The sequence below is a fragment of the Actinomyces oris genome, assembly GCF_001937445.1.
GTDB classification, from domain to species: Bacteria; Actinomycetota; Actinomycetes; order Actinomycetales; family Actinomycetaceae; genus Actinomyces; species Actinomyces acetigenes.
In genome coordinates, this window is sequence record NZ_MSKS01000075.1 from 1 (window position 1) to 1598 (window position 1598).

A 1598-nucleotide genomic window follows, 5' to 3' on the forward strand; every position below is an offset into this window, starting at 1 on the left:
GATGGCTGATTGGCAGAATTTACATTGATCTTCGCTCATGGCGGCGAGTTCGGTGGTGTTGCCGGTCATGAAGGCGTAGCGGTAGAGGTCGAGGAAGTAGCTGACGCTGGCTGCTGCGCCCTCGGCGCTCTCCTCGTTCATCTGGGAGGGCTTGGCCGGTGCGGGTTCGGCCAGGGCGGCATCGCGCTTGGCGCGCAGCTCAGGACTCAGAGCCGCTTCCCGGGAGGCGGTCGCCGAGGCGTTAGCATCCGCAATGCCCTTCTCAGCCCGAGCGATAGCCGCCGACGCGCTCGCACTGGCGCTCACGCTGGCCTCAGCCTTGGCATCCTTCACTGAGCAGGCCGCCGCCCCCAGCGTCAGCACACACACCACCACCAGACCAGCCACACCCCGCCGACACCCGAAACGAGAACCGGGCCGAGCCTCGGGTCGGGGCCTGGGCCCCGGCAGCGTCGACCCACGCGGCCGTCCCGGACTGACGGTCAGGGCCTCTTGCTCCGCGTGCCCGTCGACGCCATCGAGGTTCAGGCCGGTCTGACGGTCGTGTGCGGTGGGACGCCGCCCCAAAGCGGCTGGCCGTCTGCTCGGCCGCTCCGCCCGCTCTTTGGTGCCGCAGGGGCTGCACGGGCTTCCGGGGCCCGGGTGGGAGCAACGGTCACGTTCGGCCACCCCCGACCCCGGAGCGGCCGCCCAACCGCCTGACTGCTCCAGCCCTCCCCTCAGAGCCACCCGCTCCGCAGGCCCGCCAGAGTCAATGAGAACCAGCCTGCCGCGACGCCTGTGCACGACAGGGCCCCGCTCCGACACGGCAACCTGGCCAGAGCTGGATACCGGCTCCCGGGCACCCACAGGCTCGGGGGATCGTAGGGACGCACTCATCACGGAAGCCTCCTCGCCACCGAAACAACTCCATACCCCGCCCGGACGGGCAGCACTGCCCGTCCAAGCGGTGTATTGACACTACCCGCACCAACGCCCCATGACCAGGCCTAGAGACCACCCTGTGGAAAACCCCGGAAAGAGACTCGTGCGCTAGCCCCCGTCGTTGCCGGCCCAGTACTCCGACCGTAGGCCGCCTCGCCTCGACGCCAGCGCGGAGAAACGACGGTCACTCATGGTGACAGTTTTCAGGACGTGAATCGGTGGTGAGCGTCGAAGAGCCGGATCAGGCCTGGGTCCAGACGACGACCAGGCAGACCGCCAGGACCGCGCAGGCCCAGCGGGGCAGGAGGCCGCGTGACTGGATAGGAGACGCGGGTCTGACCTGCTGCGGCGGGGGGCAGGAACGGCGGAAGATAGAGGTGTCAGTGCTCATGGGACCAGGCTGTCAGAGCGAGATCGCCCACACGATCCAGCCACCTAGTCGCTCGATGTCGGGGTCAAGTCCCTGGTAGTGGTGTAGGGGTCTTCGTGGTTAGGGGTCAGTGGGCCAGTGTCGGGGGCGTGTCTGGATGGCCGTCCTGGAGATTGTTGGTGGTCTGGCACTGTTTGAGGGTGTCCAGGCTGAGGTAGCGGCGGCCCTCGGCCCATTCGTCGGTTTGCGCTGCCAGGACGGCGCCGACCAGGCGGATGATGGTGTGGAGTGCGTGGTGTTTCTC

At 68.0% G+C, this 1598-nt stretch carries 2 protein-coding genes; both read right to left on the bottom strand.

The annotated features are described in order from the left end of the window. Window positions 1–375: DUF6318 family protein (locus BKH20_RS13485; RefSeq protein WP_256693200.1), on the bottom strand; the 375-nt coding region annotated here is incomplete at its 3' end. Window positions 376–1165: 790 nt separating this feature from the next. Next, a complete protein-coding gene (locus BKH20_RS14310; RefSeq protein ID WP_178388616.1) occupies window positions 1166–1315 on the bottom strand; it encodes a hypothetical protein in 150 nt (49 codons plus the stop codon). Window positions 1316–1598 lie beyond the last annotated feature (283 nt).

Coding starts and splice junctions, on each gene's coding strand:
- BKH20_RS14310 (WP_178388616.1), bottom strand. CDS start 1,315: ATGAGCACTGACACCTCTATCTTCCGCCGTTCCTGCCCCCCGCCGCAG.